Source organism: Pseudomonas sp. B22129 (assembly GCF_044218875.1).
Taxonomy (GTDB): Bacteria; Pseudomonadota; Gammaproteobacteria; order Pseudomonadales; family Pseudomonadaceae; genus Aquipseudomonas.
Map to the genome: position 1 here is coordinate 2,293,773 of NZ_CP162592.1, position 24,116 is coordinate 2,317,888.

The 24,116-nt window shown below is 60.9% G+C and carries 22 protein-coding genes; 16 read left to right on the plus strand and 6 right to left on the minus strand.

Annotated elements, in window-relative coordinates; all coding sequences use genetic code 11:
- Positions 1 to 68 precede the first annotated feature (68 nt).
- The 5 genes from AB4P94_RS10470 (at position 69) to AB4P94_RS10490 (ending at position 5,435) form a co-directional block, all read left to right on the plus strand.
- Positions 69 to 1,799, plus strand: a complete 1,731-nt coding sequence (locus AB4P94_RS10470) for a type I secretion system permease/ATPase (protein WP_395610457.1) — start codon at positions 69 to 71, stop codon at positions 1,797 to 1,799.
- On the plus strand, positions 1,796 to 3,121 hold the full coding sequence (locus AB4P94_RS10475) for an HlyD family type I secretion periplasmic adaptor subunit (RefSeq protein WP_395610458.1): 1,326 nt from the start codon (positions 1,796 to 1,798) through the stop codon (positions 3,119 to 3,121). The genes AB4P94_RS10470 and AB4P94_RS10475 overlap by 4 nt, the downstream gene beginning before the upstream one ends.
- On the plus strand, positions 3,118 to 4,434 hold the full coding sequence (locus AB4P94_RS10480; protein WP_395610459.1) for a TolC family outer membrane protein: 1,317 nt from the start codon (positions 3,118 to 3,120) through the stop codon (positions 4,432 to 4,434). Before AB4P94_RS10475 ends, AB4P94_RS10480 begins: the two co-directional genes overlap by 4 nt.
- Before the next feature lie 135 nt (positions 4,435 to 4,569).
- Complete coding sequence (locus AB4P94_RS10485) at positions 4,570 to 4,998, plus strand: DUF4160 domain-containing protein (protein ID WP_395610460.1); 429 nt, start codon at positions 4,570 to 4,572, stop codon at positions 4,996 to 4,998.
- A complete protein-coding gene (locus AB4P94_RS10490) occupies positions 4,995 to 5,435 on the plus strand; it encodes a DUF2442 domain-containing protein (protein WP_395610461.1) in 441 nt (146 codons plus the stop codon). Before AB4P94_RS10485 ends, AB4P94_RS10490 begins: the two co-directional genes overlap by 4 nt.
- Here AB4P94_RS10490 and trmA read toward each other — a convergent pair.
- Both trmA and AB4P94_RS10500 read right to left on the minus strand, forming a co-directional pair.
- Entirely contained in the window at positions 5,432 to 6,511 is a 1,080-nt protein-coding gene (trmA, locus tag AB4P94_RS10495) for a tRNA (uridine(54)-C5)-methyltransferase TrmA (protein WP_395610462.1), read from the minus strand. The two genes, AB4P94_RS10490 and trmA, sit on opposite strands and share 4 nt — an antisense overlap.
- Positions 6,508 to 7,803, minus strand: coding sequence for an NCS2 family permease (locus AB4P94_RS10500; protein WP_395610463.1), 1,296 nt, complete (start codon positions 7,801 to 7,803; stop codon positions 6,508 to 6,510). The genes trmA and AB4P94_RS10500 overlap by 4 nt, the downstream gene beginning before the upstream one ends.
- Before the next feature lie 209 nt (positions 7,804 to 8,012).
- Here AB4P94_RS10500 and AB4P94_RS10505 point away from each other — a divergent pair, with 209 nt between their 5' ends.
- From AB4P94_RS10505 to AB4P94_RS10520, 4 genes are all read left to right on the plus strand, one after another.
- Positions 8,013 to 8,459, plus strand: coding sequence for a DUF4879 domain-containing protein (locus AB4P94_RS10505; protein ID WP_395610464.1), 447 nt, complete (start codon positions 8,013 to 8,015; stop codon positions 8,457 to 8,459).
- Positions 8,460 to 8,555: 96 nt separating this feature from the next.
- A complete protein-coding gene (locus AB4P94_RS10510; protein WP_395610465.1) occupies positions 8,556 to 9,065 on the plus strand; it encodes a (2Fe-2S)-binding protein in 510 nt (169 codons plus the stop codon).
- Complete coding sequence (locus tag AB4P94_RS10515; protein WP_395610466.1) at positions 9,062 to 10,051, plus strand: FAD binding domain-containing protein; 990 nt, start codon at positions 9,062 to 9,064, stop codon at positions 10,049 to 10,051. Before AB4P94_RS10510 ends, AB4P94_RS10515 begins: the two co-directional genes overlap by 4 nt.
- On the plus strand, positions 10,048 to 12,231 hold the full coding sequence (locus AB4P94_RS10520) for a xanthine dehydrogenase family protein molybdopterin-binding subunit (protein ID WP_395610467.1): 2,184 nt from the start codon (positions 10,048 to 10,050) through the stop codon (positions 12,229 to 12,231). The genes AB4P94_RS10515 and AB4P94_RS10520 overlap by 4 nt, the downstream gene beginning before the upstream one ends.
- A gap of 144 nt (positions 12,232 to 12,375) precedes the next feature.
- Here the strand turns inward: AB4P94_RS10520 and AB4P94_RS10525 are convergent, their stop codons facing one another.
- Complete coding sequence (locus AB4P94_RS10525; RefSeq protein WP_395610468.1) at positions 12,376 to 13,623, minus strand: MFS transporter; 1,248 nt, start codon at positions 13,621 to 13,623, stop codon at positions 12,376 to 12,378.
- 318 nt (positions 13,624 to 13,941) lie between these two features.
- Here AB4P94_RS10525 and AB4P94_RS10530 point away from each other — a divergent pair, with 318 nt between their 5' ends.
- The 3 genes from AB4P94_RS10530 to AB4P94_RS10540 are packed head-to-tail and all read left to right on the plus strand — an operon-like array spanning position 13,942 to position 16,570.
- The gene (locus AB4P94_RS10530; RefSeq protein WP_395610469.1) at positions 13,942 to 15,381 is read left to right on the plus strand and encodes a cytochrome ubiquinol oxidase subunit I; all 1,440 of its coding nucleotides are present in this window, start codon (positions 13,942 to 13,944) and stop codon (positions 15,379 to 15,381) included.
- Between the two features lies 1 nt (position 15,382).
- Positions 15,383 to 16,390 carry a cytochrome d ubiquinol oxidase subunit II gene (cydB, locus tag AB4P94_RS10535; RefSeq protein ID WP_053258117.1) on the plus strand — a complete coding sequence of 336 codons (1,008 nt, stop codon included), beginning with the start codon at positions 15,383 to 15,385 and terminating at the stop codon, positions 16,388 to 16,390.
- A 12-nt stretch (positions 16,391 to 16,402) separates the two neighbouring features.
- Positions 16,403 to 16,570, plus strand: coding sequence for a DUF2474 domain-containing protein (locus AB4P94_RS10540; RefSeq protein WP_395610470.1), 168 nt, complete (start codon positions 16,403 to 16,405; stop codon positions 16,568 to 16,570).
- Positions 16,571 to 16,633: 63 nt separating this feature from the next.
- On the opposite strand, the gene AB4P94_RS10545 is transcribed toward AB4P94_RS10540, so the two are convergent.
- The gene (locus AB4P94_RS10545; protein ID WP_395610471.1) at positions 16,634 to 17,758 is read right to left on the minus strand and encodes a methyltransferase; all 1,125 of its coding nucleotides are present in this window, start codon (positions 17,756 to 17,758) and stop codon (positions 16,634 to 16,636) included.
- Between the two features lie 164 nt (positions 17,759 to 17,922).
- Positions 17,923 to 18,630 (minus strand): LuxR family transcriptional regulator, encoded by a 708-nt coding sequence (locus tag AB4P94_RS10550; RefSeq protein ID WP_395610472.1) that lies wholly within the window; start codon positions 18,628 to 18,630, stop codon positions 17,923 to 17,925.
- Positions 18,631 to 19,019: 389 nt separating this feature from the next.
- On the opposite strand from AB4P94_RS10550, the gene AB4P94_RS10555 reads away from it, so the two are divergent.
- On the plus strand, positions 19,020 to 19,796 hold the full coding sequence (locus AB4P94_RS10555) for a ferredoxin--NADP reductase (RefSeq protein ID WP_395610473.1): 777 nt from the start codon (positions 19,020 to 19,022) through the stop codon (positions 19,794 to 19,796).
- Between the two features lie 46 nt (positions 19,797 to 19,842).
- On the opposite strand, the gene mscL is transcribed toward AB4P94_RS10555, so the two are convergent.
- Positions 19,843 to 20,259, minus strand: coding sequence for a large-conductance mechanosensitive channel protein MscL (gene mscL / locus AB4P94_RS10560; RefSeq protein ID WP_395610474.1), 417 nt, complete (start codon positions 20,257 to 20,259; stop codon positions 19,843 to 19,845).
- Between the two features lie 286 nt (positions 20,260 to 20,545).
- On the opposite strand from mscL, the gene katB reads away from it, so the two are divergent.
- Genes katB through radA form a run of 3 tightly spaced genes read left to right on the plus strand, consistent with a single transcriptional unit; the run spans position 20,546 to position 24,086 of the window.
- On the plus strand, positions 20,546 to 22,087 hold the full coding sequence (gene katB / locus AB4P94_RS10565) for a catalase KatB (protein ID WP_395610475.1): 1,542 nt from the start codon (positions 20,546 to 20,548) through the stop codon (positions 22,085 to 22,087).
- A gap of 56 nt (positions 22,088 to 22,143) precedes the next feature.
- Positions 22,144 to 22,683: an ankyrin repeat domain-containing protein gene (locus AB4P94_RS10570; RefSeq protein ID WP_395610476.1), complete on the plus strand. Its 540-nt coding sequence runs from the start codon at positions 22,144 to 22,146 to the stop codon at positions 22,681 to 22,683.
- Positions 22,684 to 22,718: 35 nt separating this feature from the next.
- Positions 22,719 to 24,086, plus strand: coding sequence for a DNA repair protein RadA (gene radA, locus AB4P94_RS10575; protein WP_058427705.1), 1,368 nt, complete (start codon positions 22,719 to 22,721; stop codon positions 24,084 to 24,086).
- The last annotated feature ends 30 nt before the right edge of the window (positions 24,087 to 24,116 follow it).

Below are 24,116 nucleotides of genomic sequence, written 5' to 3' on the forward strand. Positions count from 1 at the left end.
ATTCTGCGCAGCGCCGTATCGCGTGTCAACGCGGCGGCGCTGCCCGCTTAACCCTTTGAGAATCCCAGATGCGCCACGCCGGCAACGAAACCCTGGCCGCCCTCACGGCCTATAAAAGTGGCTTCTTCAACATCGGCCTGTTCTCGGCGGTGATCAACCTGCTGATGCTCGCCCCGGCGCTGTACATGTTGCAGGTCTACGACCGTGTGTTGGCCTCGGGCAATGAGATGACCCTGCTGATGCTCACGCTGATGATCCTCGGCCTGTTCGGCCTGATGGGCGCGCTGGAGTGGGTGCGCAGCCAAGTGGTGATTCGCCTCGGCACGCAAATGGACATGCGCTTGAACAGGCGGGTGTACGACGCCGCCTTCGAAGCGCAACTCAAGGGCGGCACCCAGGCCGCTGGCCAGGCGCTGCATGACCTGACGACGCTGCGCCAGTTCGCCACCGGCCAAGCGCTGTTCGCGTTTTTTGATGCGCCGTGGTTTCCGGTGTATTTGCTGGTGATCTTTTTGTTTCACCCCTGGCTCGGGCTGCTGGCCCTTGGCGGGGCGCTGATTTTGATCGGGCTGGCGTGGGTCAACCATCATGTCAGCCAGGCGCCGATGGCCCAGGCCAGCCAGCTGTCGATCAGCGCCAGCCAACAGGCCACGGCCAACCTGCGCAATGCTGACACCATTGAAGCCATGGGCATGCTTGCTACGTTGCGCGGGCGCTGGTTCAGCCAGCATCAGGCGTTCCTCGCCCAGCAGAACCTGGCCAGTGAAAAGACCGCCGCCGTCACCGCCTGGTCCAAGGGCGTACGCCTGGCGTTGCAGTCGTTGGTGCTGGGGTTGGGCGCCTTGTTGGCGGTGCAGGGTGATATCACCCCGGGGATGATGATTGCCGGCTCCATCCTGATGGGCCGGGTGCTCAGCCCGATCGACCAGTTGATTGGCGTGTGGAAGCAATGGAGTTCGGCGCGGCTGGCGTATGAACGTTTGTCACAACTGCTCGCGGCTAACCCGGCACGGCCGCAGCGCATGAGCCTGCCGGTGCCCAAGGGCCAATTGAGTGTGGAACAGCTCAGCGCCTGTGCCCCCGGCACGCGCCGCCCGGCGGTGAGCAACCTGGGTTTCAGCCTGCCAGCCGGTGAAGTGCTGGGAGTGATCGGGCCATCGGGCTGCGGCAAATCCACACTGGCCCGGGTGCTGGTGGGCGCCTGGGCGCCGATGGCAGGCAAGGTGCGGTTGGACGGTGCAGACCTGGCGCAATGGGACAAGAGCCAACTCGGCCCACACATTGGCTACTTGCCGCAGGATATCCAGCTCTTCGCCGGCAGCATCGCGCAAAACATCGCACGGTTTGCCGAAGTGGACGCGGACACCGTGCTCGCCGCAGCGCAAATGGCCGGCGTGCATGAACTGATTCTGCAACTGCCCGAAGGCTACGACACCTTGCTGGGGGAGGGCGGTGCCGGTTTGTCCGGTGGCCAGAAACAGCGCGTGGCCCTGGCCCGCGCGCTGTATGGCTTGCCTGCGCTGATCGTGCTGGATGAGCCCAACGCCAATCTCGATGAAGTGGGCGAATACGCCTTGCTCCAGGCCATCGCCCAGCTCAAGCAGCAGCGCCGTACGGTGATTCTGGTGACCCACAAAGCCAACATTTTGAGCCTTACCGACCAACTGCTGATCCTCAAGGATGGCCAGATGCAGGCCTTTGGCCCGACCGCACGAGTGCTGGAGGCGCGGCAGAAACCTGCGGCGAACAAACCGGTGACGAGCATGAGTTACCGCCTCGGTGAAGGAAAACAGGCATGAGCCAGATCAAACCGGTGTGGGGCAGCGAGCCGCCGAACAATGTGCTGGCGCTGGACGACAGGAAATATTCGCGCCTGGGCTGGCTGCTGGTGCTTGGCGGGTTTGCCGGGTTCCTCGGTTGGGCGGCGTTGGCGCCGCTGGACAAGGGCGTGGCGGTGTCCGGCAAGGTCATGGTTTCCGGCCATCGCAAGACGGTGCAACACCCTTCCGGGGGCATCATTGAGCGCATTGAAGTCCGTGACGGTGAGGTGGTCAGCGCCGGTCAGGTTTTGCTGCGGTTGAAGGAAACGCCGTTGCGCGGGCAGATGCAGTCCTTGCACAGTCAATACCTCGCCTCCCTGGCCAGTGAGGCGCGTTTGAATGCAGAGAGTGAAGGCTTGCCGGCCATTGATTTCGGGCCGCAATTGCTCAATGACTCCGACGCCACCAGCACGCTGGCTTTGCAGCGGCAACTCTTCACCAGCCGAGCCCAGTCGCTGGCGACCGAACAGCAGGGCCTGCGTGAAACCATCGCCGGCGCCGAGGCCCAGCTTCGCGGTACGCGGGACTCGCAAGCGAGCAAAGTCCAGCAGCGCGCCGCGTTGAATGAGCAACTGCAGGGCTTGCGTGAACTGGCACGCGACGGCTACATCCCGCGTAATCGTCTGCTCGACAGTGAACGGTTGTATGCCCAGCTTGACGGTGCCATTGCCGAGGATTTTGGCCGCATCGGCCAATTGCAGCGCCAGGTGCTGGAGCTGCGCCTGCGCATCCGCCAGCTCGGCGAAGACTTCCAGAAAGACCTGCGCAGCCAGCTTGCCGATACCCGAACGCGCAGCGACGATTTGCGCAACCGCCTGGCCTCCGCCGAGTTCGAACTGGCCAACAGCCAGGTGCGGGCGCCTGCGTCCGGCGTGGTAGTGGGGTTGCAGGTGTACACCGAAGGCGGGGTGATCAAACCGGGCCAGGCGTTGATGGACATCGTGCCCCAGGGCGAACCGCTGCTGGTGGAAGCGCGGGTGCCAGTGCAGATGGTCGACAAGGTGCACCCGGGCTTGCCGGTGGAGTTGCTGTTCTCGGCCTTCAACCAGGCCACCACGCCACGGGTGGCGGGCCAAGTCACGCTGGTTTCGGCGGACCGTCAGGTCGATGAACGCACCGATGAGCCTTATTACACGCTGCGTGCCCAAGTCAGCGCAGCGGGCATGCAGCAACTGGCCGGCGTGCAAATCCGCCCGGGCATGCCGGTGGAAACCTTCGTCAAAACCGGCGAGCGTTCGATGCTCAATTACCTGTTCAAACCTTTGCTTGATCGCACCCATATGGCGCTGGTGGAAGAATGAAGGCGTTGTTGTTTGCCCTGTGTTTTGGCTGTACTTCGGCGGCGCACGCCTTGGGGTTGTTGGACGCCTATGACCTGGCCCTGCGCAACGATCCGACCTTTCAGGCGGCGATCCAGGCGCGTGAGGCGGGCGAAGAAAACCGCGTGATCGGCCGGGCGGGGTTGTTGCCGAACCTGTCCTGGAATTACAACAACTCGCGCAACACCTCTGAAGTGACGGCGGGCAACGCCACCAGCGACCGCGATTACCGAAGCTATGCCTCGACCCTGACCTTGCAGCAACCGTTGCTGGATTACGAAGCCTATGCACGCTTTCGCCAGGGCACCGCCCAAGCGCTGATGGCTGACGAGCGCTTTCGCAGCAAAAGCCAGGAGCTGGCCGTGCGGGTGCTCAGTGCCTACAGCCAGGCATTGCTGGCCCAGGAACGCATCGAGCTGAGCCGTGCGCAGAAGCGCGCGTTTGCCGAGCGCCTGCAACTCAATGACCGTTTGCTCAAAGGCGGTGAAGGCACGCGCACCGATGTGCTGGAAACCCAGGCGCGCCTGAGCCTGGCGCAGGCCGAGGAAATCGAATCGATGGATGCCCAGGACAGCGCTTTGCGCGAGCTGGAAGCCATTGTCGGGCAACCCCTGCAAATCGAAGCACTGGCGCCTCTGGCCCGTCAGTTCGAAACGCCGCCACTGGAACCCAATCGCTTCGAAGCCTGGCGTGAGTTGGCCATGGCAAACAACCCCGAGCTCAAATCCCAGCACCATGCTCTGGACGTTGCGCAATACGAAGTGGAGCGCAAACGTGCCGGCCATTTGCCCAAAGTCAGTCTGTACGCCAGCAGTCGTCAGACCAGCTCCGATTCGGAAAGCAGCTACAACCAGAAGTACGACACCAACAGCGTCGGCATCCAGGTCAGCTTGCCGCTGTTTGCCGGTGGCGGGGTGTCGGCTTCCACGCGCCAGGCGGCGAACCAACTGTCCCAGGCCCAGTTTGAGCTGGACGCCCAAACCTCGGCCACGCTGGTGGAACTGCGCAAGCAGTTCAACCTCAACACCAGCGGCGCGGCAAAAGTGCGTGCCTATGAAATGGCCGTCAGTTCTGCCGCCGCGCTGGTCACCGCCACGCAAAAGAGTGTCGCCGGCGGTGAGCGCGTCAACCTCGACGTACTTGATGCCGAGCAACAACTCTTCACCGCCCGCCGCGACCTGGCGAATGCGCGGCATGCGTATTTGCTGGCAAGGATTCAGTTGAAGTATTACGCGGGGTTGCTCAGCGAGCAGGACTTGCGGGTGTTGGCGGGGTATTTCCAGCCGTCGGCATGAGTGGTTACAACCCGGCGTTCGCCGGGTTGTCTGTCGTTACTAATCTGTGAAACAGCTCCAGTTGCAGGAGCCGGTTGTCGGGCGGCACGCGGAAAAGTGTTGCCTGAAGGAAAATAACCTAACGGATGGGTTACGATGAGAGTAGGGAATTACAAAGGATATGTAATTGCGGTGTTTCTCAGGGACGAACATTGCCCGCCCCATGTACATGTCCGGGGAAAGGGCTGGGATGCGCGCTTTCGTTTCAGTTTTCTGAATGGGCGCGTGGAATTGTGGGACGTGGACCCGCAACGGCGCCGGCCACCGGTCGCCGTTCTGGAAGGCATTCGTCAGGCGCTGCTGCAGCCGCATTATCTGGCGCGGGCACGCAGGACCTGGTGGAACAACCTGCAAACGGTCTGCCTGGAAAACCATTCCTGGGATTGGGAAGCCGCTGAAGTGATACCGGGTCTGGTGATCCGGCGAGGTGTCTCTGTAATCGCCAGTGCCCGGCACGATGTGGCAGGGCCGCGAACAATTTTGAATCTGGTCAGGGTGCCGGATCCCGTGGAGATTGAGTTATGACAGTCGTGAAAGCCAAGGTCTATCCCGATGTACCGCTCACCGATGTCGACAAGGCCCTGGCACGCGGGCGCAAGCTGAAACGCTTGTACGCCAGCGCCAGCTCCGTCAGCCATGAAGATGGCTGCATCTGCATCGGTTTCAGTGACGGCAGCCGCGTTATGTTGCCGGTTGCCGGTCTTGCGGAGTTCGAAGGGTTTTCCAGTGAGGACTTCGAGCAACTGGAAGTCGGGTTTGGCGGCAAGGCGTTGTGCTGTGAACCACGAGACCTGCATGTGTCGATCTCTGGCCTGGTGTCCACCAGCCCGCCCTTGATGGCCCTGGCTGCCAGCATGGTGGCTTCGCGCAACGGGCGCAAAAGCAGCACCGCCAAATCGGCCGCCGCCCGTGCCAATGGCAAGAAGGGCGGGCGGCCACGCAAAAAGCCCGAGGAGGGTTAGCGGCGGGTCAACAATACCCCTGATTCCATATGGTGCGTCCACGGAAACTGATCAAACATCGCGCATTGGGTGATGCGGTGGGTGTCATGCAGTTGCGCAATATTTGCCGCCAGCGTCTCCGGGTTGCAGGAGATGTACAGGATGTTGTCGAAGCGTCGGGTCAGTTCGCAGGTGTCCGGGTCCATGCCGGCGCGCGGCGGATCGACGAACACGCTGCCGAATTCGTAGCTTTTCAGGTCGATGCCGTGCAGGCGGCGGAACGGCCGTACTTCATTCAGCGCTTCGGTGAGTTCTTCGGCAGACAGGCGCACCAGGGTGACGTTATCCACCGCGTTTTCATCGAGGTTGCTCAGGGCAGCATTGACTGACGTCTTGCTGATTTCGGTAGCCAGCACGTTGCGTACGCGTGTCGCCAACGGCAGCGTGAAGTTACCGTTGCCGCAGTACAGCTCCAGCAAATCATCCGGGCGATCACCCAGAGCCTCAAAGGCCCAGTTGAGCATTTTCTGGTTCACGGTGCCGTTGGGCTGCGTGAACGCGCCTTCGGGTTGGCGGTAGCTGAAGGTGCGCCCGCCGACATCAAGTTTTTCCACCACGTAGTCGTGGCCGATGACATCGCGCTTGCCCTTGGAGCGGCCGATGATGCTCACGTTCAAGTCAGCGGCCAGCTTGTTCGCGGCAGTGTGCCAATGCTCGTCCAGCGGGCGGTGATAGCACAGGGTAATCATCGCGTCGCCGGCCAGGGTGGTGAGGAACTCCACCTGGAACAGCTTGTGGCTCAGGGCGGCGCTGGCTTGCCAGGCGGCCTTGAGCTGCGGCATCAACTGGTTGATGCGCAGGCTGGCGATAGGGAACTCTTCGATCAGGATCGGCGTGCGCTTGTCGTCTTGCGAAAACATTGCGTAATGGCGTTCGCCACCTTCGCGCCACAGGCGGAACTCCGCGCGCAGGCGGAAGTTCTGCAGCGGCGAGTTGAAGACTTGCGGCTCGGGTGCGTCGAACGGTGCCAGCAGGTCACGCAAGCGCGTGACCTTGTCTTGCAGTTGAGCGGTGTAGCTTGCGGCGTCAAAAGTCATGCGTTGAACCAGCCCAGCTTGATCACGAACAGAATCGACAGAATCACCAATGCCGGGTTCAGCTCACGGTAGCGGCCCGAAAGCAGCTTGATGGCGGTCCAGGCGATGAAACCGAAGGCGATGCCGTTGGCGATGGAGTAAGTGAACGGCATCGCCAGGGCGGTGATCACCACCGGCGCTGCAACAGTGATGTCATCCCAGTCGATTTCCGCCAGGCCGGAGGTCATCAGTACGGCTACGAACAGCAATGCAGGCGCAGTGGCGAAGGCCGGAACACTGGCTGCCAGCGGCGAGAAAAACAGCGCCAGCAGAAACAGGATAGCGACCACGATAGCGGTCAAACCGGTACGGCCACCGGCGCTCACGCCCGCAGCGGATTCGATGTAGCTGGTGGTGGTCGAGGTGCCCAGCAACGAGCCGGCCATGGCTGCGGTGCTGTCGGCGATCAGCGCACGGCCCATTTTCGGCATGTGGCCGTCCTTGCCCATCAGGCCGGCGCGCTTGGCAACGCCGATCAAAGTGCCGGAGTTGTCGAACAGGTCGACGAACAGGAAGGCGAAGATCACGCTGACCAGGCCGATGTCCAGCGCGCCTTTGATATCCAGCTGCAGGAAGGTCGGGGCCAGGGACGGAGGCATGGACGTCACGCCGCCGAACGGGGTAACGCCCAGTGCGATGGAGACGATGGTCACCGCGAGGATGCCGATCAATACCGCGCCGCGCACGGCCAGGGCTTCCAGTGCAACGATCAGTACGAAGCCGAGGGTGGCCAGGATCGGCGCCGGTTGTTTCAGGTCGCCCAGGCCGACCATGGTGGCCGGGTTGCTGACCACGATGCCGGCGTTATGCAAGGCGATCAGCGCCAGGAACAGGCCGATACCGGCGGCAATCGCCGAGCGCAGCGGCAACGGAATGCTGTTGATGATCCACTCACGGATTCGGAAGATCGACAGCAGGAAGAACAGCACTGCCGAAATGAACACCGCGCCCAGCGCCACCTGCCAGGTGTGGCCCATGTGCAGCACGACGGTGTAGGTGAAGAAAGCGTTGAGGCCCATGCCCGGTGCGAGGGCGATCGGGTAGTTGGCGATCAGGCCCATCACGGTCGAACCGATGGCGGCCGCCAGGCAGGTCGCAACGAACACTGCGCCCTTGTCCATGCCGGTCTCGCCGAGGATGCTCGGGTTCACGAACAGAATGTAGGCCATGGCCAGGAACGTGGTGATCCCCGCGAGAATCTCGGTGCGCACGTTGGTGTTGTGTGCTTTGAGTTGAAACAGCTTTTCCAGCATGCCGGCTCCCTGTGACGCTATCTTGCGTCGTTATTTGTTGACCTCTAAGTCAAAGCACAAACTGCGCCAAGCGCCTGTGGTTTCAGAGAGGATCGGAAAAAGCGGCGCATCATACCAGCAGCCGAGGCCATGTGGCGCACGGGGTAGGTTTTGTAGGCCATGGCCTTGAGGCATACTGCGCCGACGTTCAATTCAGGGTCATCGACAGCATGAAAAAAGCCAACGCGTGGAGTCTAGCTCTGATCGCCAGTATCAGCCTGTGGCTCGGTGCAGCACCGGCGTGGGGCGCCACTGCACCGCCCTTGAGCGAGGTGCGCGTGTTCAAGGTCGAGTCGGCCGGTTGCAGCGAAACCATTCCGGAACGCGCAGAAAGTACCCAAATGTGCACGCACCGCGGGCTCACCAAAGTCTCGGTGATGGAAGTCGGCCTGGGCAAAAGCCCCATGGGTCGCTTCAACGGCGCTGAGTTGAATGGGCAACGCACGCCGGTTTGCCAGGTCGGCAACATCAGCCAGGCCTGCAGCGGCGCAGGCACGGTGATGGGCTACATCTATGTGTTTGACGTGAATGTCCAGGATTCCGGCTGGTTCGACTACAGCAACACCTCGATCACCGGTCCGCAGAATACCTTGCAGACGCTGCTCAACATCCGCTGATCAATCCCCTTGAACGCTCATAACACCGGGAAGTCGTAGCCCTGAGACGGCGATTTTCCTGAACGCCGCGGCGGTACACCAACCCGTGAGGTGTTTATGAGCGCAACTCCCAATGGCGCGGCGGCCACACCGTTCGTCAGCCACCCGATACGCCTGACCCTCAACGGCCAGGAACGCCAACTGGACGTGCTGCCCTGGACCACGCTGCTCGACCTGTTGCGCGAACAACTGGACCTGGTCGGCAGCAAAAAAGGCTGCGACCACGGCCAATGCGGCGCCTGCACCGTGTTACGCGATGGCAAGCGCGTGAATGCCTGCCTGACCCTGGCGGTGATGTGCGACGGCGCCGACCTGACCACCATCGAAGGCCTGGCCGCAGGTGACGTGCTGCACCCGATGCAGCAAGCTTTCATCAAGCATGACGCCTTTCAGTGCGGCTATTGCACGCCCGGCCAGATCTGTTCCGCCGTCGGCCTGGCCAATGAAGGCCGCGCGACGGACGCCGCGCAAATCCAGGAGTTGATGAGCGGCAACCTCTGCCGTTGCGGGGCCTACAGCAATATCCGCGATGCCATTGAAGACGTCGTGCTGGGAGGTGACCAATGAACCCCTTCCAGTACAGCAAGCCGGCCGATGTGCAGGAGGCCGTGCACCTGAGCAGTGCCGCCTCGCGCTTTATTGCCGGCGGCACCAACCTGCTGGACCTGATGAAAGAAAACATCAGCCGCCCCGAACACCTGATCGATATCACGGGCCTGCCGCTGCGGGGCGTTGAAGCAACCGCTGACGGCGGGGTCATGATTGGTGCGCTGGTGAGCAACGCCGACCTGGCCTGGCACCCGTTGATCGAAAGGCGTTATCCGTTACTGTCGCAAGCGATTCTTGCCGGGGCTTCACCGCAACTGCGCAACATGGCCAGCACTGGCGGCAACCTGTTGCAGCGCACCCGGTGCTACTACTTTTATGACGCCACGGTGCCGTGCAACAAACGCGAGCCTGGCAGCGGTTGCCCGGCGCGCACGGGGTTGAATCGTATCCACGCGATTCTCGGCGCCAGCGAGCAATGTGTGGCGACGCATCCCTCGGACATGTGCGTAGCCCTGTCTGCACTGAGCGCGCGGGTGCATGTGGAAGGACGGGGCGGCGCGCGCGTTATCGAATTTGCCGACTTTCACCGGTTGCCCGCCGATACACCGCAGCGTGATAACCAATTAGCCGACGATGAACTGATTACGGCCATCGAGCTGCCCGCTGACCATTTAGCCGGCCACAGCCATTACCTGAAAATCCGCGACCGCGCCTCCTACGCTTTTGCCTTGGTGTCCGTCGCCGCTGCTCTGGAACTGGACGGTGACACCATCATCGACGCACGCCTGGCCCTGGGCGGTGTGGCCCACAAACCCTGGCGTGACCGCGCGGTGGAAGCCTCGCTGATTGGCCAGAACGTCAGCCGCGAAACCTTCAGCAACGCTGCCGACGCCCTGTTGCAGGACGCCGAACCGCTGGAGCACAACGGCTTCAAAATCAAGCTCGCACGTCGCGGGATTATTCGTGCCCTGAGCGACGCCGCCGTCGCAGGAGAACGTTCATGACCGCTATCGGCAAACCGTTGGACCGGGTTGACGGTCTGCTCAAGGTCACCGGCCAGGCGCGGTATGCCGGTGAGTTTCCCGAGCAGGGCCTGCTCCATGGCAGCGTGGTCTCCAGCACTGTCGCCAAAGGCCGCATCATCAGCATTGATGCTTCAAAAGCGCTGGCGTTGCCGGGTGTCGTCATGGTGCTCGACCATCTCAACCGGCCCAAACTGGCCAGCTACGATGAGGCCTTCGCCGACGCCGATGCAGCCGACGGCTCGCCCTTTCGCCCGCTGTATAACGACCGCGTGCTCTACAGCGGCCAGCCCCTGGCCTTGGTGATTGCCGACAACCTCGAGTTGGCAAGGCACGCCGGCTCGCTGGTGGAAATCGAGTATGAACGCGAGGCGTTCGAGACGGACCTCGTAGCGTTGCAGGAGCAGGCTCATCCGTCGCCCCAGAACCCGCCCGCGCCACGCGGCAACTTCCAGGCCGAATGGGCCGCCGCCGCCGTCAGCCTCGATCTGCACTACAGCACCCCCATCGAGCACCATAACCCCATGGAACCGCATGCCAGCACCGTGCTGTATCAGCATGACGGCACCCTGCATATCCACGACAAAACCCAAGGCCCGCAGAACTGCCAGGCTTATGTGCAAAACGTCTTTGGCCTGGATAAAAGTCAGGTGCGGATCTTCGCCGCCTTCGTCGGCGGCGCCTTTGGCTCAGGCCTGCGCCCGCAATACCAACTGCCGCTGGCGGTGATGGCGGCATTGGCGCTCAAACGTTCGGTGCGCGTGACCCTGACGCGTCAACAAATGTTCACCTTCGGCTACCGCCCGCGCACTTTGCAGCGTTTGCAGATGGGCGCTGCTGCCAATGGTCGCCTGCTCGCCCTGGGGCACACGGCGGTTGGCCAGACCTCACGCTTTGAAGACTTCAGCGAACACGTGGTCGAGTGGAGCGGCATGCTTTATCACTGCGACAACGTGCAGCTCACTTACAAGCTGGTACCACTGGATGTGTTCACGCCCCTGGATATGCGCGCGCCCGGGGCCGCGCTGGGTGTGATTGGCCTGGAATGCGCCATGGACGAGCTCGCTTGCGCCCTGGGCATGGACCCGGTACAGCTGCGTTTGATCAACTACGCCGAGCGCAACCAGACCGAAAACAAACCCTGGTCGAGCAAAGCCCTGCGCGAGTGCTACAGCGAAGGCGCCGAACGGTTCGGCTGGAACCAACGCAACCCGGAACCGCGCAGCATGCGTGATGGCCGTCAGTTGATCGGTTGGGGCATGGCTGGCGGCGTGTGGGAGGCCTTGCAGATGAAGGCCAGTGCCAAAGCGTGCATTGATGCGCAGGGCAAACTGACCGTGAGCAGCGCCACCACCGATATCGGCACCGGCACTTACACGGTCATGACCCAGATTGCTGCGCAGGCCAGCGGCGTTCCCGTCGAGAAGGTGGTTTTCCTGCTCGGTGATTCGTCATTGCCGACCGCGCCGTTGCAGGGCGGCTCGTTCACCGTTTCATCTGTAGGCACCGCTGTGCAGCAAGCGTGCGAAGCCTTGACGGCAAAATTGTTGGCTGTTGCGCGGCAAACCTACCCGGTATTCAAGGAGGCCAAAACCGTACGTTTCGAAGACGGGCAGTTGCATGCAGGCAGCGTCAGTGTGTCGTTGGCGCAATTGGTCAAGGACACCGGTGAAGAGGCATTGGAAGTGCAAGTCGACAGTAAGCCGGATAAAAAACGTGAAGGCTACGCCACGGCGACTCACTCGGCGGTGTTCGTTGAAGTGCGTGTGGATGAAGACCTGGGCACCATCAAGGTCAGCCGGGTGGTCAGCGCGATTGCGGCCGGGCGCGTGGTCAATCCGAAAATGGCACGCAGCCAAATCCTCGGCGGGGTGGTGTGGGGGATTGGGATGGCGTTGCACGAGGAGACCCAGATCGACCATCAACTGGGCCGCTACATGAACCACAGCCTGGCCGAGTACCACATCCCGGTAAATGCCGATATCGGCGAAATCGAGGTGGTGTTTGTCGAAGAGCATGACGAGATCGTCAATGCCTTGGGTTCCAAGGGCGTGGGTGAGATTGGCATTGTCGGCGTGGCGGCGGCGGTGGCCAATGCGATTTACCATGCCACCGGAAAGCGGGTGAGGGACTTCCCGATCACGCTGGACAAGGTGCTGTAACCCGATCTTCCAGACACTGAAGGTCTAAAAAATGTGGGAGCGGGCTTGCTCGCGAATGCGGTGGATCAGCCAACCCATCGGGTGACTGACCCACCGCATTCGCGAGCAAGCCCGCTCCCACATTGACCGTATTGCCACATTGGCTCAGGTGGTGGGCTTGATGCTTTCTTCCACCGGCACATGCATCCGGTCGCGGTTGGCCAGGCTGGGGAACAGTTTTATCCACACCCCGGTCACCACCAACGTACCAATCCCGCCCATGACCACGGCAGGCACGGTGCCAAACCAGTGGGCAGTAATGCCGGATTCAAACTCGCCCAACTGATTCGATGCGCCGATAAACAGGCCGTTGACCGCACTGACTCGCCCGCGCATTTCATCCGGCGTCTCCAACTGCACGAAGGACGCACGGATCACCATGCTGATCATGTCGGCCGCGCCCAGCACTACCAGCACGCCTAAGGAAAACAGGAACGAGGTCGACAGGCCGAAGGCAATGGTAGCCACGCCGAACACGCCGACGGCGGTGAACATCACCCGGCCAACGTGGCGGTCCACCGCGAACCGCGCCAGCCACAACGACATCAGCAACGCGCCCACCGCCGGCGCCGATCGCAGCAGGCCCAGGCCCCAGGCGTCGGTCAGCAGAATGTCCTTGGCAAACACCGGCAGCAATGCGGTGGCGCCGCCCAGCAGCACGGCGAACAGGTCGAGCGAGATGGCGCCGAGGATGTCCGGGCGGCTGCGGATAAAACGGATGCCGGCCAGCAGCGAATCAAGAGTCGCCTTGGCTTTGTTCAGGGGCAACTGGCGCGCGGGAAGGTTGAGGGTCAGCACGCAGGCGATCAGGTACAGCGCCACGGTGGGGCCATAGACCCACACGCTGCCAAAGGCATAGAGCAAGCCGCCGAGGGCGGGCGCAACGATGGTGGCCAGTTGCTGCGCCGATTGTGAGGACGCCACGGCGCGGGGAAATAACGCGGTCGGCACGATGCTCGGCAGCAGCGCCTGGGTAGTGGGCATTTCAAAGGAACGCGCCGCGCCCAGCAGGAAGGCGAGGATGAAGATCATTTCACGTGTTACGTTGCCGGTCAGGCCGCCGATAGCCAGCGACAGGGCAATCAGCGCCTGCACGGTCTGGCAGATGGCCGCAACCTTGCGCCGCTCATAGCGGTCAGCCACATGGCCGGTGTGCAACATGAACAGCACGCGCGGAACGAACTCCACCAGCCCGACGAGGCCCAGGTCCAGCACGTTGCCGGTCAGTTGGTAGAGGTTCCAGCCGATGGCTACGGTGAGCATCTGGAAGCCGCTGGCGGTGAAGATGCGCGCCAGCCAGAACGCGATGAAGGGGCGGTGGTGACGCAACAGCAACGCGGGTTCACTAGGCATCGGGAATTCTGGTCAGGGCCGGGGGAGCGCCGAGATTATCATTAAGTTGTAACAGATAGTTGCAACAACTGAGCTGAGGCAGTCTGTCACGCGGCAAAGGGCCACACGGCCTTCGTCCGAAAATGGGACTACTCTTTCAGCAATGCTTGATCCAGATCAAAACCGGCCCCGGGATTGTTCTGGCGGCCCGAAAGGCCAGATTCCCCACGTGGCTGGTTAAAAAAGAAACGAATTTGAATTCGCCACACTCCATATCCGTGGGGGCAGTGGGTGCAGGCTCCCAGCCAGCAGCCGGTATTACCTGACAGAGGAAGACTTATGTTCGGTTTGGAGGCGCTAGATCTCGCCCGAATTCAATTCGCGTTCACCATCTCTTTCCACATCCTGTTCCCGGCGATCACCATCGGCCTGGCCAGTTACCTTGCGGTGCTGGAAGGCTTGTGGCTCAAGACGCACAACGATACCTACCGTGACCTCTACCATTTCTGGTCGAAGATCTTTGCCGTCAACTTCGGCATGGGCGTGGTCTCCGGGTTGGTCATGGCCTACCAGTTCGGCACCAACTGGAGCCGCTTCTCGGACTTCGCCGGCGCCGTCACCGGGCCGCTGCTGACGTACGAAGTGCTCACGGCTTTCTTCCTCGAGGCAGGTTTCCTGGGGGTCATGCTGTTCGGCTGGAACAAGGTGGGGCGCAAGCTGCACTTTTTTGCCACGGTGATGGTGGCCGTGGGTACGTTGATCTCAACGTTCTGGATCCTGTCGTCCAACAGCTGGATGCAAACGCCACAGGGCTTTGAAATTGTCGACGGCCGCGTGATTCCGACCGATTGGTTCGCCGTGGTCTTCAACCCCTCGTTCCCGTACCGCCTGGCGCACATGGCCACGGCGGCCTTCGTGGCCACCGCGTTCTTCGTCGGCTCCTCGGCGGCCTGGCATTTGCTGCGCGGCAAGGACAACCCGGCGATTCGCACCATGTTGTCGATGGCGATGTGGATGGCTTTGATCGTCGCGCCTATCCAGGCGGTGATCGGCGACTTCCACGGCCTCAATACCCTCAAGCATCAGCCGGCGAAAATCGCCGCCATTGAGGGCCACTGGGAAAATATCGGTAACGAACCGACGCCGCTGATCTTGTTTGGCTGGCCGGACATGAAGGCCGAAAAAACCAAATACGCGGTGGAAATTCCGTACCTGGGCAGCCTGATCCTGACCCATTCCCTGGACAAGCAGGTGCCGGCACTCAAGGAGTTCCCGCCTGAGGACCGCCCCAACTCGACCATCGTGTTCTGGTCGTTCCGGGTCATGGTCGGCCTGGGCTTCTTGATGATCTTCACCGGTTTGTTCAGCCTGTGGCTGCGCCGGGGCGACAAGATGTACACGTCCAAGCCGTTCCTCTACCTGGCGCTGTGGATGGGCCCGTCCGGCCTGATCGCGATTCTCGCCGGCTGGTTCACCACCGAAATCGGCCGCCAGCCGTGGGTGGTCTACGGCTTGATGCGCACGGCGGATGCGTCCTCCGGGCATAGCCTGGCGCAGATGACGATTACGCTGGTGTTGTTCGTGGTGGTGTACTTCGCGCTGTTCGGTGCCGGGTTGGGCTACATGATGCGCCTGGTGCGCAAAGGCCCGCAGACCCACGAAGGCAGCGAGCCGACTCACGGTGGCCCTGGCCAGAAACGCACGCCGGCCCGTCCGTTGTCCGCCGCCGATGATGGCAGCGATGACGACAGCACCCACATCCAGCACAAGGGGAATTGAGATGGGTATTGATCTTCCGCTGATCTGGGCCGTGATCATCATCTTCGGCATCATGATGTACGTGGTCATGGACGGCTTCGACCTGGGCATCGGCATCCTCTTTCCGTTTATTCCGGGCAAGGTTGACCGTGACGTGATGATGAACACCGTCGCGCCGGTCTGGGACGGTAACGAAACCTGGCTGGTACTCGGTGGCGCGGCATTGTTCGGCGCGTTCCCGCTGGCCTACTCGGTAGTGCTGTCGGCGTTGTACCTGCCGCTGATCCTGATGCTGATCGGGCTGATCTTCCGTGGCGTGGCGTTCGAGTTCCGCTTCAAGGCCAAGGACGACAAGCGCCACCTGTGGGACAAGGCGTTTATCGGCGGCTCCATTGCGGCGACGTTCTTCCAGGGCGTGGCGCTGGGGGCGTTTATCGATGGTATCCCGGTAGTCAATCGCCAGTTTGCCGGTGGCTCGCTGGACTGGGCCACGCCGTTCACGATGTTCTGCGGCGTTGCCCTGGTGGTCGCCTACGCCTTGCTCGGTTGCACCTGGCTGATCATGAAAACCGAAGGCAAGTTGCAGGAGCAGATGCACAACCTGGCGCGGCCATTAGCCTTTGTGGTGTTGGCGGTGATTGGTATCGTCAGCCTGTGGACGCCACTGGCGCACCCGGAAATCGCCTCGCGCTGGTTCACCTTGCCCAACCTGTTCTGGTTCCTGCCGGTGCCGATCCTGGTGCTGGTGACCATGTACGGGCTGATCCGCGCCGTGGCGCGTAATGCGCATTACACGCCGTTCCTGCTGACGCTGGTGTTGATCTTCCTGGGCTACAGCGGCTTGGGGATCAGCCTGTGGCCAAACATCATTCCGCCCTCCGTGTCGATCTGGGACGCCGCCGCGCCGCCGCAAAGCCAGGGCTTCATGCTGGTGGGCACGCTGTTCATCATTCCGTTCATCCTGGGCTACACCTTCTGGAGCTACTACGTGTTCCGCGGCAAGGTCACCCACGAAGACGGTTATCACTAGGAGGGGCGTTCCATGGCTGGCAAACCTACGTTGCAAGAGATTGAACAGGCCGAGAAACAGCCGCTGTGGCGGCGCCTGGGGTGGCTGGCGATGATCTGGACCGGCAGCGTGCTGGCCCTGTTCGTGGTGGCCAGCCTGATGCGCATGTTCATGAATGCGGCCGGCCTGACCACTCACTGACATCCCGCTCCGGGCCTGACGGCCCGGTTTTCAACCCTGCCTTTTGCGAGAAAGGCAGGGTTTTTATTTGCGCGCTTTAAGGATCACGAATTTTGGTGTGGTAGCGACTTGTTCGACGCCACGGAACAACCGCGCCAGCTTGGTGTGATAGCCCAAATGACGGTTGCCGACGATGTAGAGGGCACCACCGACCACCAGGCTTTCCCGCGCCTGCTGGAACATGCGCCAGGCCAGGAAGTCACCCACCACCTGCTGCTGGTGAAATGGCGGGTTACACAGCACCACGTCCAGCGACTGCGGTGCCTGGCTGGCCAGGCCATCACCGGCGTGCACCAGGACATCGCGATCACCCAGTGCGGCGTGCCAGTTCTCGGCGGCTGATTGCACCGCCATATAGGACTCATCGACCAGTGTGTAGTGTGCATCCGGGTTTTGCAGGGCACTGGCGATCGCCAATACGCCGTTGCCGCAGCCCAGGTCCGCCACGCGGGCGCTGCCGAGATTTTTCGGCAGGTGCGGGAGGAAGGCGCGGGTGCCGATATCCAGCCCTTCGCGGCAAAACACATTGGCATGGTTCAGCAGTTCGATGGCCGGCGTGTCGAGGTTGTAACGGGTAGGGTAGGGCGAAGCAGCGACGGGGCGCTCGGCAACGGTGGCGATCAGCAACCGGGCCTTTTTAACTGCAAGCGAGGCCTGCATCGGGCCGATATAACGCTCCAGCAGTTCACCCGCCGCCCGTGGCAGATGCTTGATCATCGCCCCGGCAATCACCTCGGCGCCCGGCGCGAGCCGCCCTTGCAGGCGAATCAGCTGTTCTTCGAGCAAGGCCAGGGTCTTCGGTACGCGAATCAGCACCCGGTCGAACGGCCCGGTGGGCACAAGGTTCGCTGGGATGAACGGTACCGCGTCAAACGCTTTTGCGTTGCGTGTGAGGTTTTTTTCCAGGCCTTGGGCGGCGAGAAACGAATCGCCGCTGGACGTCACCTGCACTTTGCCTTCAAGGCTCGCCGCCAGGGCGCCGAAACTGTCATTGAGCACCAGCACGCGGGTCGCGGCGTTCGGCTGCTGGCTCGCCAGATGGCTGAGCAGGTACTCGTCGGCCGCATCGAAAGCCTGCAGCGGGTCATTGTGTTGTTCTGGCTGGCGGATCAGATCGAGCTGGGCGAAGGGGCTGTCAAGCAGGGGCATGGCGGGGGAGGCTCTGGGTCATCGATGGGCGTTCGGCGAGTGAGGGCGGTTGGCCGAACCATCTGAGTGAACTGCGAGGCGGCGCCTGTTGGGCGGCTTCAACACTCAGAACTGGCCGTAAATGTTACTTTTTTTTCGGCGGGAATACATGTGGTGTTTAGGGATCAGTCAAACAGCCCTTCTTTGGATGCACGCAGAACCGCGGCAATTTTGCTGTTGACGCCCAGCTTCCTGGAGGCACCGGCCAGATGAAACACAACGGTTCGTGGGGTAATTGACATGATTTTTCCCACTTCTTCTGCGGTCTTGCCCATCGCCGACCACCTGAGAATCTCTATTTCTCGGCAGGTCAACTTACAGGAAGGTTTAATGCTGGGTGTGTCTGCGAAACTCTGTGCCACCACCGCATGCATTGCATGACAAAGCCACAACACCTGGCCTGCCTTTTCATACAGTTCTTCGGGTGTGACGGCGCCTTTGCTGCGTCCCAGGGTCAACATGCTGCAAACCCCCTGGAAATCGTGGACCGATTGCGTCAAGGCTACGTCTACGCCAAACGACTGAGCCAGGTCCCACAGGTTCGGTTCCGAGCTAAAGACTTCCTCCTTCCAGACAACAGGAAATACATTGCGTCTACAGTGGGCTACAACAGGGTCTGTATGAAAAAAGTGAGCTTTTTTATAGGTTGACGTCCATTCGTTTGGGTAGTTGCTGAATTCAATTGGCTCCGTTTGGTTGTTTGTCAGCTGTGGGAACGTCATAAAACAACAGTGTTCAAAGCCCATTTCATAGGTTTTATTGATGACCAATTCAAATACCCTGGACGTCTCATCTTCCAACTTGATCGGCTTTGTATTGCGCCAGTTAAGCATCGGTAACTCTCCATAGGTTTCTCCGTGACTTGGGTACGGCCGGCTCCCCGAAGCGACACGAAAATCAGTGTAGGACATTGCCTACAGTGCTGAATTAAATTTTCATTATTGAACTGACGGGTCTAATCCGTTTTTTGTCGCCGTGCATTTTTCGAACATTTTGGCGCCGATATTTTCTGCGGTTTTTGAGTGACTTAAAGTCCCTGTAACAGTTAAGTAACGGACACGCCGGTGTCGTTATAAACGAACGTTAGTCAACCAATAGCCAATTGATTAGAGTTGGAGCCAAACAGCCATCATCGTTCGCGCAGGTGATATCACTACAAACCACCGGTGTTTGCGCAGGCGACTTTGAGGGACACTAGGGCACCTGTAGATCGGAGCCCGCCATGACGGCCAGTGCTGAGAAATTTACCCGCCAGACCTTGCTCGACGTGCAATCGCTGACCCCCAGCCTGTTTACCCTGCGCACTACGCGGGACGCGGGTTTTCGGTTTACCGCGGGCCAGTTCGTGCGCCTGGGCGTGACCAAAGCGGACGGCAGCACCGTCTGGCGCGCCTATTCCATCGTGTCCTCACCGTTTGACGAGCACCTGGATTTCTTCTCTATCGTTGTTCCGGGTGGGGAATTCACCAGTGAGCTGAGTCGCTTGAGCATCGGCGATACGTTGATGGTGGAACGCCAGGCCACGGGTTATCTGACCCTGAATCGCTTCGTGGATGGGCGCGACCTGTGGCTGTTGGGCACGGGCACCGGGGTGGCGCCGTTCCTGTCGATCCTGCAGGACTTCGAAGTGTGGGAGAAATTCGAGCGTATCGTGCTGGTCTACAGCGCCCGCGAGGCCAAGGAGTTGGCTTACCAATCGCTGATCAAGGAATTGGGCGAACGTGAATACCTGGCCGAGTACGCGCACAAGCTCACCTATCTGCCCATTGTCACCCGCGAACAGCACCCTGGTGCGTTGAACGGGCGCATTACCACATTGATCGAGAATGGCGAGCTGGAGCGCGCCGCCGGCGTCGCGCTGACTCCGGAACACTCGCGCGTGTTGATCTGCGGCAACCCGCAGATGGTCGACGACACCCGCCAGTTGCTCAAGCAACGCGATATGCAACTGAGCCTGAGCCGGCGCCCTGGGCAAGTGGCGGTGGAAAACTACTGGTAATAAAAAAGGCGCCCCTGCGGGCGCCTTTCTTTCAGGCCGGCTTGGATTAAAGCGGCTTGTCGTTCTGTGCTTTGAGCAGGTCGCGAATCTCGCCCAGCAGCAGTTCTTCCTTGGTCGGCGTCGGCGGCAAGCTTGGGGCCACGGCCTCTTCGCGTTTCAGGCGGTTGATGGCCTTCACGCCCATGAAGATTGCGAATGCGACGATCACAAAGTCGATGATGCTCTGAATGAATTTGCCGTACGCCAGAACGACCGCCGGGACGTTGCCCTGTGCGGCCTTGAGCGTTATCGCCAGGTCCCCGAAGTCCACGCCGCCGATCAACAGGCCGATGGGCGGCATTACCACGTCGCCTACAAAGGAGGAAACAATTTTGCCGAAGGCGGCACCGATGATGATACCGACGGCCATATCGACCACATTGCCTTTGACCGCGAAGGCCTTGAACTCACTGATCACGCCCATAAGTTATTCCTTGTTACAGATGAGAAGGGTGGAGGTCAGTGTAAGTCAGTCGTAGAGGGCTTGCGCGACACAACCGTTAACACTGTCAATTTTTATCGACACATTAAATCGCAAATAGTTTGCAAAGTGCCACCAATCGCGCGCGAAATACGCGCCATTTCAGCGGCTTACCACACTATTTTCTTTATCGGGCTGGTACTACTTTTCTATTTATCTTCTGACTCGCAGGTCACTAGCCTCTGGCAAGCACGAATGAATGTGCATAAAAAAACCAGAGGACACCTCGATGAATACCCCAATCAGCCGCAGACCAGTGTCGGCGCGTCACGCGCTGGCACTGGTCACCGCCAGCCTGCTTTCCCTCTCCGTGCAGGCCGCCAACCTGACCCGTGATAACGGCGCCGCCGTCGGCGATAACCAGAACTCGCAGACGGCCGGCGCCAACGGCCCGGTACTGTTGCAGGACGTGCAGCTTATTCAGAAGCTGCAGCGCTTTGACCGTGAGCGTATCCCGGAGCGCGTCGTACACGCCCGTGGTACTGGCGCCCATGGCACCTTTACCGTCACTGACAACCTCAGCGACCTGACCAAAGCCAAAGTCTTCGCGGCCGGCGAAGCCACCCCAGTGTTTGTGCGCTTCTCTGCCGTGGTGCATGGCAACCACTCCCCGGAAACCCTGCGTGACCCGCGTGGCTTTGCTACCAAGTTCTATACCGCCGAAGGTAATTGGGACCTGGTCGGCAACAACTTCCCGACGTTCTTTATTCGCGATGCCATCAAGTTCCCGGACATGGTCCACGCGTTTAAACCCGATCCGCGCACTAACCTGGACGACGATTCGCGCCGGTTTGATTTCTTCTCGCATGTTCCTGAGTCCACCCGCACATTGACCGAGTTGTACTCGGATTCCGGCACGCCTGCCAGTTATCGGGAAATGGACGGCAATGGCGTGCACGCCTACAAGTTGGTCAACGCCAAGGGCGAAGTGCACTACGTCAAGTTCCATTGGAAGAGTTTGCAAGGCATCAAGAACCTTGACCCCAAACAAGTGGCTGAGGTGCAGGGGCGTGATTACAGCCATATGACCAATGACTTGGTGACCCATATCAACAAGGGCGACTTCCCCAAGTGGGACCTCTATGTACAAGTGCTTAAACCTGAGGACTTGGTCAAGTTTGATTTCGACCCGCTGGATGCCACCAAGATCTGGCCAAATGTGCCGGAGCGCAAAGTCGGGCAGATGGTGTTGAACCGCAACCCGGCCAATGTGTTCCAGGAAACCGAGCAAGTTGCCATGGCCCCGGCCAACCTCGTGCCGGGCATCGAGCCTTCGGAAGACCGTCTGCTGCAAGGCCGGGTGTTTTCCTACGCTGACACGCAAATGTACCGCCTCGGGCCGAACGCCCTGCAACTGCCGATCAACGCCCCTCGGGTGACCGTCAACAACGGTAACCAGGACGGCGCCATGAATTTCGGCAAAACCAGCACCGGCGTGAACTATCAGCCAAGCCGCCTGTTGCCACGGGAAGAGCCGCAAACCGCGCGCTACAGCCAGTCGGCACTGTCGGGGAGCACCCAGCAAGCGAAGATCCAGCGCGAGCAGAACTTCAAGCAGGCCGGTGATCTGTACCGCTCATTCAACAAGAAGGAGCGTCAGGACCTGATCGACAACTTCGGAGGCTCGCTGGCGAGCACTGACGACGAGAGCAAGCACATCATCCTGTCGTTCCTCTACAAGGCAGACCCGGAGTACGGCACCGGCGTGACCAAAGTGGCCAAAGGTGACTTGGCACGGGTCAAGGCGCTGGCAGAAAAACTGACTGATTAACTGTTGGTTACGATCGGTGCCCGAAATAGGGCACCGATCCCGTTCAGGAGAAAACCATGCGAATTTCTATCGGTTTACTGATGGCCATGCTGGCCTTTGTCGCCCATGCCGAGCCACCTGACCCGACCGCCCTCAAGGCACAACTGCAGGATTACTACTTCGATGCTGCCCGCCGTGGCGATATCGACATGCTCAACACTTTCATCGAGTCCGGCTACAGCCTTGATACCCGCGACGACAAGGGTTACACCGCGCTGATCCTCGCTGCCTATCACGGCCAGGGCCCGTTTGTGGAACGCTTGCTCAACGCCGGCGCCGACGCCTGTGTGCAAGACAACCGCGGTAATACGGCGTTGATGGGCGCGATCTTCAAAGGCGAGCTGAAAATCGCCCAGCGTCTGCTCGCAACCCGCTGCAACCCCGACCAGCGCAACGGCGCCGGGCAAACCGCGGCGATGTACGCGGGGCTGTTCAAGCGTGTCGAGCTACTTGATGAACTGAAAGCCAAAGGCGCCGACCTCAACGCCGAAGACCCGAACGGCAACAGCGCTTCACGATTGGCCAACGGTGAAATACGGACCCCAACGCCGCGCTGAGCTATCATCGCGGTTTTTCGGTTGGAGGTTCTCAAATGGCAAAGGCCAAGCGCATGTACGGCTGCACGGAGTGCGGCGCGACCTTTCCCAAGTGGGCCGGCCAGTGCACCGAGTGCGGTGCGTGGAACACTCTGACTGAAACCATGATCGAAAGCGGCGGCGCGGCAGCCCCCACGGGGCGTGCCGGCTGGACGGGGCAACAGGCGCAGATCAAGACGCTGGCCGAGGTCAGCGTCGAAGAAATCCCGCGTTTCTCCACCGCCTCCGGCGAGCTGGACCGGGTACTTGGTGGCGGCCTGGTCGACGGCTCGGTGGTGCTGATCGGCGGCGACCCCGGCATCGGCAAATCCACGATCCTGCTGCAAACCTTGTGCAGCATCGCCAGCCGCATGCCGGCGCTGTATGTCACGGGCGAAGAGTCCCAGCAACAAGTGGCCATGCGCGCGCGTCGCCTGGGCTTGCCCCAGGACCAATTGCGGGTGATGACCGAAACCTGCATCGAAAGCATCATCGCCACGGCGCGCATCGAAAAGCCCAAGGTGATGGTGATCGACTCCATCCAGACGATTTTCACCGAACAACTGCAATCGGCACCGGGTGGCGTGTCCCAGGTGCGCGAAAGTGCGGCATTGCTGGTGCGGTACGCCAAGCAGAGCGGCACGGCGATCTTCCTCGTCGGCCATGTGACCAAAGAAGGCGCGTTGGCGGGGCCGCGCGTGCTTGAGCACATGGTCGACACCGTGCTGTATTTCGAAGGCGAGTCCGATGGGCGTCTGCGCTTGCTGCGGGCGGTGAAGAACCGCTTCGGCGCCGTGAACGAACTGGGTGTGTTTGCCATGACTGACCGGGGTTTGAAAGAAGTCTCCAACCCGTCGGCGATTTTTCTCACGCGCGCCCAGGAAGAAGTCCCGGGCAGCGTGGTGATGGCGACGTGGGAAGGCACCCGGCCGATGCTGGTGGAAGTTCAGGCGTTGGTGGATGACAGCCATTTGGCCAACCCGCGCCGTGTGACCCTTGGCCTGGACCAGAATCGTTTGGCGATGCTGCTGGCGGTGCTGCACCGTCACGGCGGCATTCCCACGCATGACCAGGACGTGTTTCTCAACGTGGTGGGTGGGGTCAAGGTACTGGAAACCGCGTCCGACCTGGCGTTGATGGCAGCGGTGATGTCCAGCCTGCGCAATAAACCGCTGCCCCATGACTTGCTGGTGTTTGGCGAAGTCGGCCTGTCGGGCGAGGTGCGCCCGGTGCCGAGCGGCCAGGAACGCCTGAAAGAAGCCGCCAAGCACGGCTTCAAGCGCGCGATCGTACCCAAGGGCAACGCCCCGAAGGAATCGCCGCCGGGGATAAAAATTATCGGGGTCACGCGCCTGGAGCAGGCGCTGGATGCGTTGTTCGAGTAATCAGCAACACTGCAAGCCCGCTCCCACATT

Coding starts and splice junctions, on each gene's coding strand:
- AB4P94_RS10470 (WP_395610457.1), top strand. CDS start 69: ATGCGCCACGCCGGCAACGAAACCCTGGCCGCCCTCACGGCCTATAAA.
- AB4P94_RS10475 (WP_395610458.1), top strand. CDS start 1,796: ATGAGCCAGATCAAACCGGTGTGGGGCAGCGAGCCGCCGAACAATGTG.
- AB4P94_RS10480 (WP_395610459.1), top strand. CDS start 3,118: ATGAAGGCGTTGTTGTTTGCCCTGTGTTTTGGCTGTACTTCGGCGGCG.
- AB4P94_RS10485 (WP_395610460.1), top strand. CDS start 4,570: ATGAGAGTAGGGAATTACAAAGGATATGTAATTGCGGTGTTTCTCAGG.
- AB4P94_RS10490 (WP_395610461.1), top strand. CDS start 4,995: ATGACAGTCGTGAAAGCCAAGGTCTATCCCGATGTACCGCTCACCGAT.
- trmA (WP_395610462.1), bottom strand. CDS start 6,511: ATGACTTTTGACGCCGCAAGCTACACCGCTCAACTGCAAGACAAGGTC.
- AB4P94_RS10500 (WP_395610463.1), bottom strand. CDS start 7,803: ATGCTGGAAAAGCTGTTTCAACTCAAAGCACACAACACCAACGTGCGC.
- AB4P94_RS10505 (WP_395610464.1), top strand. CDS start 8,013: ATGAAAAAAGCCAACGCGTGGAGTCTAGCTCTGATCGCCAGTATCAGC.
- AB4P94_RS10510 (WP_395610465.1), top strand. CDS start 8,556: ATGAGCGCAACTCCCAATGGCGCGGCGGCCACACCGTTCGTCAGCCAC.
- AB4P94_RS10515 (WP_395610466.1), top strand. CDS start 9,062: ATGAACCCCTTCCAGTACAGCAAGCCGGCCGATGTGCAGGAGGCCGTG.
- AB4P94_RS10520 (WP_395610467.1), top strand. CDS start 10,048: ATGACCGCTATCGGCAAACCGTTGGACCGGGTTGACGGTCTGCTCAAG.
- AB4P94_RS10525 (WP_395610468.1), bottom strand. CDS start 13,623: ATGCCTAGTGAACCCGCGTTGCTGTTGCGTCACCACCGCCCCTTCATC.
- AB4P94_RS10530 (WP_395610469.1), top strand. CDS start 13,942: ATGTTCGGTTTGGAGGCGCTAGATCTCGCCCGAATTCAATTCGCGTTC.
- cydB (WP_053258117.1), top strand. CDS start 15,383: ATGGGTATTGATCTTCCGCTGATCTGGGCCGTGATCATCATCTTCGGC.
- AB4P94_RS10540 (WP_395610470.1), top strand. CDS start 16,403: ATGGCTGGCAAACCTACGTTGCAAGAGATTGAACAGGCCGAGAAACAG.
- AB4P94_RS10545 (WP_395610471.1), bottom strand. CDS start 17,758: ATGCCCCTGCTTGACAGCCCCTTCGCCCAGCTCGATCTGATCCGCCAG.
- AB4P94_RS10550 (WP_395610472.1), bottom strand. CDS start 18,630: ATGCTTAACTGGCGCAATACAAAGCCGATCAAGTTGGAAGATGAGACG.
- AB4P94_RS10555 (WP_395610473.1), top strand. CDS start 19,020: ATGACGGCCAGTGCTGAGAAATTTACCCGCCAGACCTTGCTCGACGTG.
- mscL (WP_395610474.1), bottom strand. CDS start 20,259: ATGGGCGTGATCAGTGAGTTCAAGGCCTTCGCGGTCAAAGGCAATGTG.
- katB (WP_395610475.1), top strand. CDS start 20,546: ATGAATACCCCAATCAGCCGCAGACCAGTGTCGGCGCGTCACGCGCTG.
- AB4P94_RS10570 (WP_395610476.1), top strand. CDS start 22,144: ATGCGAATTTCTATCGGTTTACTGATGGCCATGCTGGCCTTTGTCGCC.
- radA (WP_058427705.1), top strand. CDS start 22,719: ATGGCAAAGGCCAAGCGCATGTACGGCTGCACGGAGTGCGGCGCGACC.